Raw genomic sequence first — 6,588 nt, 5'->3', positions numbered from 1 at the left:
TCTTGCAAAGCATGGGGAAGCAGCATTTGCTGATGCTGATCGTATGGAAGGTAGCTCGTCGTCATTTGACAAGTTTACCTCGTCACCATTCGGATTGCATCAGTTTCTGCCGCGCAGACTCCTAGCAGTGCTCGCACTGCGTCGCGGCGTGCGCCTTGCAATGCATCCGCTTCTGTTCGCTATAAATGACAATAATTTCTGCACACTTACTTAATCGAACGCCCACGAGTACAGCACGTCGAGCGCGGTGTTTGTCCCGGTCTGGAACTGCAAGGTGATGCGCGGATTGAGCTTGTAGCGGATCTTGACCAGGCTCGATGCGGTCGTCGCCCCCTGCTCGAAACTGAGGTAGGCGCGCGACGAAATGCGCTTGCCGACCGTGACCACGGTGCTTTCGAGCCCCTTGGCCTGCGACAGTCCCAGTTCATCGACACCGAGCGAATTGGCCAGGCGCGACTGGAACCCGCCGCCGCTGCCCGAGCCGCCCAGCAGGGCGCCGGCGGCGGCACTGAGCAGGCCCGCCTCGTTGCCCGACGTCGCTTCCATCCCATGCCCCAGCACCAGCCATGACAGCTTTTCGCTGTCCGGCACCGAGGGCGTCGACACCAGCTTGGCTACCGGCGACAGGGCCGAGCCGCGCACTTCCACGCCCGCTTCGACGTTGGTTTCGGAGAGCTGCTCGCCCTCCGGCCGGCGGCGCACCGCGCGGATGTTCAGGGACGGATTGTCGGCCGGGCCGCTGAAGGTCAGCACGCCGCGTTCGATGTCCAGGTTCTGCCCATACGCCTTGTAGGTGCCGCTGGCCACGCGGATCGAGCCGTTGGCGCGCGGCGGACGCCCGCCGGTGGTGCGCACGCGCAGCGATCCGGCCAGTTCGGCGTCGATGCCCATGCCGCGCAGGCGGAAGGCGTTGCCCAGGTCCGCTTCCACATCCATTGTCAATGGCATGCTCGGTTCGGCCTTGACCGCCGGCGTGCCCACCCCGGCCCGTCCCAGCACGATCACGTCGTCCGAGAGGGTAGGGCGGCCCTGCGGCGCCAGTTCGATCAGGGCGCGGTCGGCTTTGAATTTGCCTTCCAGCGAGAAGCGCTTGGCGTCGCGGATCAGGGTGCTCTGGCCGCTGACGACGACCGTGCGGTCGGGACGCGACAGGATTTCGAGCTTGTCGGCCACCAGTTTCAACTGCATGGTCGCTTCGCCGCCGGCAAAGCGCACCGCGCCGTCGGCCACCGCCGTGCCTTGCACGCCGTCGAAACTGAGGCGTTGCAGCAGCAGCTGGTCGCCGGTGAGCTGGGCGCGCAACTGGCCGTTACCGAGCTTGACGCCCTGTTCGGCCCAGCGCAGCGCCAGCTTGTCGCCGTTGACGTTGCCGTTCAGGGTCGGCGTGCCGACCGTGCCGCCGCCGGTGAGCGCGAGTTTGAGCGCGCCATCGAGTTCCAGCCCCGGCTGCCCGGTAAACGGCGCCAGCCACGCGATCGACACCATGTCGGCATTCGCCGTCATTTTCAGGGGGCTGGCGTTACCAAGGCGGCCTTCGAGCATTTGCGCGGTGGCGTCGACATTGGCCTGGCCGATGCGGGTGCCGTCGATCCTGGCCTGCATGCGCAGCGAGCCGCCCGTGAGGTCGGCGCGCAGGTCGAGCGTGCGCAGTCCCAGCACCACCGGCACGTCGGCGCCGGCGATCACGTCGCCGCTTTCGCGGAACACGTGCAGCATGCCGTTCAGGGCCGGCGTGGCGCCATTCGGCGCCTGCATGTCGAGCGCCCAGTCGGCGCCGAGCAGCAGGTTGCCGCTAATCGCGTCGCGCATGCCGGGCGAGAATTGCGCCAGGTAGGTGAGCGGCACGCCGGCGGCCACGCCCTTGCTGGTCCAGTGTGGCCCGTTCTTGTCGAGCGACTGCACGCTCACGCTGCCGTTGGGAAGCTTGATCACCGCATTGCTCATGCTGATCTGCTGCGGCTTGGCCAGGCCGGCCACGCCCTCGCCGGGAGCGACCGCGATGCGCAGCGGCACCGGGGCTTGCAGCGCGAACGCGTAGCGGCCCTTGTTCTGGAGCGCCGCCACGCTGCCGGTCCAGGCGCTGCTGGCCCAGCCGCCGCGGATTTCGCCGGCCGCGTCAAACGCTTCGCTGCGCGCGCCAAGGCGCATCACATGAGCGCCGCGCGTGCCGCTCGTTTGCAGGTGCGCGGTGTCGATCCGGGTGTCGCCGCTGACGTACTCGGTGATCGCAATGTCGCTCACCAGCGGATCGTCGGCCCCGCGTCCGCTGCCCAGATTGGCGCTGGCGCGCAGGGTCTTGACCTGGTGCTTGCCGAGCACCTTGAGGTTCTGGCCTTCCAGCGCGGCGCTGACGGCCGGCGCGGCCATCGTGCCCGAGACGGTGCCGGAGCCTTTGAGCACGCCGCCGTAGTCGGGGCCGAGCGCGGCCAGTTGCGGTGCGTCGATGCGCCAGTCTAGCTTGTCGGACGCGGCGCCGAAGCTGCCCTTGGCGGCCACGATGTTCGGCCCCACGTGCAGGTCGACGTCGGCATTCGAGACGTGTTTGGCGTCGGCCGCGACTTTGGCGTGGCCCCAGAACGGCGAATTGGCCAGGGTCGATGGCTGCAAGGCCAGGTTCAGGTTGCCGCGCCAGTCGGGACCAGAGCGGCCGGTAACATCGAAACTGCCGTTGATGCTGCCCGCCAGGGGCGAGCCGAAAGCGGCCGGATTGAAGCGCTGCGCCGTCCCGGCGGCCTTGACGTCGACCGCGCCTGCAGTTGCTCCCGACCCCAGCCATGCTTCGCCGGTCGCGTGCAGCAGGCTGTTATTGGCCTTGCGCGCCGCCGCCACCCAGCCAAGGCTGGTGGCGTCGACTTCAAACGTGGTGCGCGGCGCGGCCATGGTGCCGGTGACGACGCCGTTGGCCGCCAGTGCGCCATACAAGTCGCTGCGCGCAGCCGCCAGGTCGGTGGCGTTGACCTTCCAGGCGAGTTTTTCGCCTGGAGCGCCGAAGCTGCCTTTCAGTTCGGCCGTGTTCTTGCCGAGGCCCAGCGTGGCGTCCACGCCGCTGATGCGGGTGGCGTCGGCATTGAGCTTGCCCTTGCCTGAGAGCTGCTGGTCGAACAGGCGGCTTGGCCGCAGCGCGAAATCGGCTGCCACTTTCCACGCCGGCGACAACACGCCGGCCGCGTTGATGTCGGCGTTGATGTCGGCCTTCGGCAGGTCGCCAAAGGCGGACGGATCGAACTTGACGGCGCTGGCGGCCACCTTGAATTCGCGCTTGCCAGCCAGGTTGGCGCTGCCGTTCACATTGACGCTGCTGGCGCCGGCGGCCAGGCGCGCCTGCTGTACCGTGAGCACGTTGTCGGCCAGCGTCGCTTTCGCTTCCAGGCGCAGGCCCGCTTCGACCAGTTTGGCGGTGAAGGTTTGCGTGCTGCCTTCGTTGGCGACCGTGATGTCGCCGGCGATCCTCGTCGACTTCATGCTGCTGTGAATGCGTTTGATGTCAATGCCGTCGGTATGCAGCGCAAAGCCGGCGCTGCCCAGCCCTTTTTCGTCGGCGCTGCGCGCCACCGTGCCGCTGCCGGTAAATTTGCCGGCCTCGCCCAGGTCGATCAGCACCGCGCCGATTTCCAGCGCCGACAGATTGCCTTTGAGTTCACCGCGCATGGCGCGCAGCGGCAGCCGTTGCAGGTCGATCGGGCCGGTCGCGCCGGCATTGTCGATGGCGACGCTGCCGGTGATATTGCGGTTCGCTTCGATGCGCGCCGTGATCGCCAGCGACAGGTCGGCTTTCGGCAGTTCGGGATTGAAAAAGCCCGGGTCGATGTTCTTGCCATGGATGGTCATGGCGCGCAGCGGGATCGGATCGAACGGCGCCAGCGTGAATGTGGCGTCGCCGCTGGCCTTGCCCGATACCGCCGTGGCATCGAGCTGGGTGGCCACCAGGTCGCCGCCCACGCGCAGCTTGATCTGCGCCGGCTGCTGGCCGGCCGGTACCACGAGCTGGGTCAGGCTGGCCGTGCCGGCCAGCTTGAACGGATGGTTGGCGCCGATGCTGGCGTCGGCCATGGCCTTGCCCCACGGAGTGATGGCGCTGGCGCGGCGCAGCGCCCACTGCTGCGGGTCGCCCAGCAGGTCGAAGCGCACGTCGCTGATGACCGTTTCGGCGCCCGGCGCGGCGGCGTTGGTCATGATGACCTTGGCCAGGCGCGCGTCGTCCACTTCGAGCTTGAACGGGGGCGCCAGTTTGGTTGGCATCCTGGCCGGTTCGCCTTCGCGCAGGGTGTCCATGCGCAGGGTGGCCACGTGCAGCTTGTTGATCGCCACGCCGCGGCTCAGGTACTGGAAGGGCGACCAGTCGATGTCGATGTTGTCGGCGGTGATGACCTGTTCCGGAGTGCGGTAGACCACTTTACCGACATGCATGGCGCCGTACAGCGAGCCATTCACGCCGGTGACGACGATGCTGCCGCCGCTGGCGTTGGCCACGCGCTGGACCAGCATTTGCAGGGTGGTTTCGCGTCCCAGGTACCAGTAGGCGCCGCCCAGCAGGGCGCCGGTGACGACCACGCCGACGGCGACGCGGCGCGGCCAGCGGCGCTGGCGCGGCTGGTGATCCGACGGGGTGGTAGGGGTGTCGGCGGTAGTCATCAGAATGTAAAGCCCAGTGAGAAGTGCAGGCGCGCTTTTTTGAGCGCTTGTCCGTATGCGAGATCGACGTTGATCGGGCCGACCGGGCTGCGCCAGCGCGCGCCCAGGCCATAGCCCGATTCCGGTTTCAGGTCCTTGAATTTGTCGGCGGCGTTGCCGGCGTCGTAGAAGAAGGCCACGCCCCAGGGCGGCTTGAACCAGTATTGGTATTCGACGCTGCCGGTGAGCAGGTAGCGCCCGCCGACGATGGCGTCGCCTTCGCGCACGCCCAGTTGCTGGTAGCCGTAGCCGCGCACCGACTGGTCGCCGCCGGCGCGGAACAGGAAGGTCGATGGCACGCCGGCCTTGTCGCGCGAGGCCAGCACGCCCGCTTCGCCGCGCACGATCAGGTTGCTAGACGCTCCAAGCGGGCGGTAATTGACGAAGCGGGTACTGGCGCGCAGGAAGCGTTCGTCGGTCAGCACCGGCAGCACGGCGCCGCCGAACTGCGCGTTGAGCACATAGCCGCGCGTCGGCAGCACCAGGTTGTCGAGCGCGCGCTTGGTCCAGCTGAAGGTGAGGGGCACGCTCTGGCTGCGGCGCGTTTCCACGCCTTCGACCATGCGCCGCTCGCTCAGGTATTCGAGCGTCAGGCTGCGTTCGAGCAGCGGCCCGCCCCAGGCGCGCCGTCCGGCCACGGTGGCCACGTTGGTCACTTCGCCGCGCAGGTCGTTGCGCTCGAAACCGGCGCCGAAGCTGTCGTTGTAGCCTTTGACGGTGGTCGGAAAATAGAAGTCGGCGCGCGCGGTCTGGCGCTTCTGTTCCATGATCAGGTTACTTTTCATGCGCAGGCCGAACACATCCAGGTCGTCGTAATTGAGCTGGGCGCGCGCCCCGGTGTTGGTCGAATAACCAAGGCCGACGTCGACGTTCTTCTGCTTGTTTTCGGTCACGCGCACCAGTACCGGCAGGATCGCCGGATTGGCTACCGGCGGGCGCGGGATGTCCTTCTGGTCGTCGGTCATGGCGTCGATGTCTTCCGACAGCGCGGCCGACATGTCGGCGCTCACTTCCACGGTGCTGAAGTAACCGGTGTCCTGCAGGCGCGCCTGGTAGGCTTGCAGGGCCGCTTCGTTGTATTCCTGGCCGGGGCGGATGCGATTGAGGTTGCTCACGATGGTGCGCGAATAGCGCTTCAGGCCTTCGATGCGCAGTTCGCCGAAGCGCGCTTCGGGGCCGCTGTCGAGGACCACCTTGAGCAGGGCGCGGCGCACGTCGGGGTCGACGATGGCGCTCGATTCGACCAGCTGGGCGCGTGGATAGCGCGCCATCATCACCTGGCGCAGCAGGTTGCGCTTGGCGCCTTCCCAGTCGGCCTGGCGGAAGCGCTGGCCGACCGGCAGGCCCCAGCGCTGGCGCAGGTCGTTTGCGTCGTACGGCTTGGAATCGGCGCCGACCGGCTCGAACCCCTTGAGCACCAGTTCGACGTCGCCGACGAGCACCGGCTCGCCCGGATCGACCGTGATGCGCGCCACCGGTTTGCTGCCGCTGGTGTCCAGGCCCGCGCTGACCTTGGGCGAGTAGTAGCCTTCGGTGGCGATCAGGGTTTTGGCCTGCTCGGGGGCGGCCTTGACCAGGCGTTGCAGCTGGTCGAGGTCGAGGCGCGGATTGCCCTGCCAGCGCACCAGGTCCAGGTTTTCTTCGAGCAGGTCGTCGAGCGGGCCGGGAGCGTCCACCTTGACCGAGTAGTCGATGCCGCGCGCCGGGGCTGGCTGCACGGCTTGCTGCGAAGTTTGCTCAGGCGCCGCTTCGGTCTCCTGCGCCAGCGCCAATGCCGGCGGCGCCGCAAGGCACACGGTCACGGCGATTTGTGCCAAAATTCGCCGCTGGCGCGGCGTCCGGGCTGTTGTTTTGTCTGGTGTTGCGGGAAACATGTCGCTCCAATGGGAAAATGCTCCGGGCATCTTACCGGATCGG

3 protein-coding genes are annotated in these 6,588 nt (G+C 67.5%); 1 reads left to right on the top strand and 2 read right to left on the bottom strand.

The features are described 5' to 3' along the window. Positions 1 to 214: hypothetical protein (locus tag F1609_RS34315; RefSeq protein ID WP_206752972.1), on the top strand; the 214-nt coding region annotated here is incomplete at its 5' end. Here the strand turns inward: F1609_RS34315 and F1609_RS25810 are convergent. Beyond that, entirely contained in the window at positions 211 to 4,632 is a 4,422-nt protein-coding gene (locus F1609_RS25810) for a translocation/assembly module TamB domain-containing protein (protein WP_167079507.1), read from the bottom strand. The genes F1609_RS34315 and F1609_RS25810 overlap by 4 nt on opposite strands. Then, positions 4,632 to 6,488: an autotransporter assembly complex protein TamA gene (locus tag F1609_RS25805; RefSeq protein ID WP_308609574.1), complete on the bottom strand. Its 1,857-nt coding sequence runs from the start codon at positions 6,486 to 6,488 to the stop codon at positions 4,632 to 4,634. The genes F1609_RS25810 and F1609_RS25805 overlap by 1 nt, the downstream gene beginning before the upstream one ends. Between the last annotated feature and the right edge of the window lie 100 nt (positions 6,489 to 6,588).

This window comes from Massilia aquatica, from assembly GCF_011682045.1.
GTDB classification, from domain to species: Bacteria; Pseudomonadota; Gammaproteobacteria; order Burkholderiales; family Burkholderiaceae_D; genus Telluria_A; species Telluria_A aquatica.
Note: the sequence above shows the minus strand (reverse complement) of the source record. Positions and strands in the feature narration are given on the sequence as shown.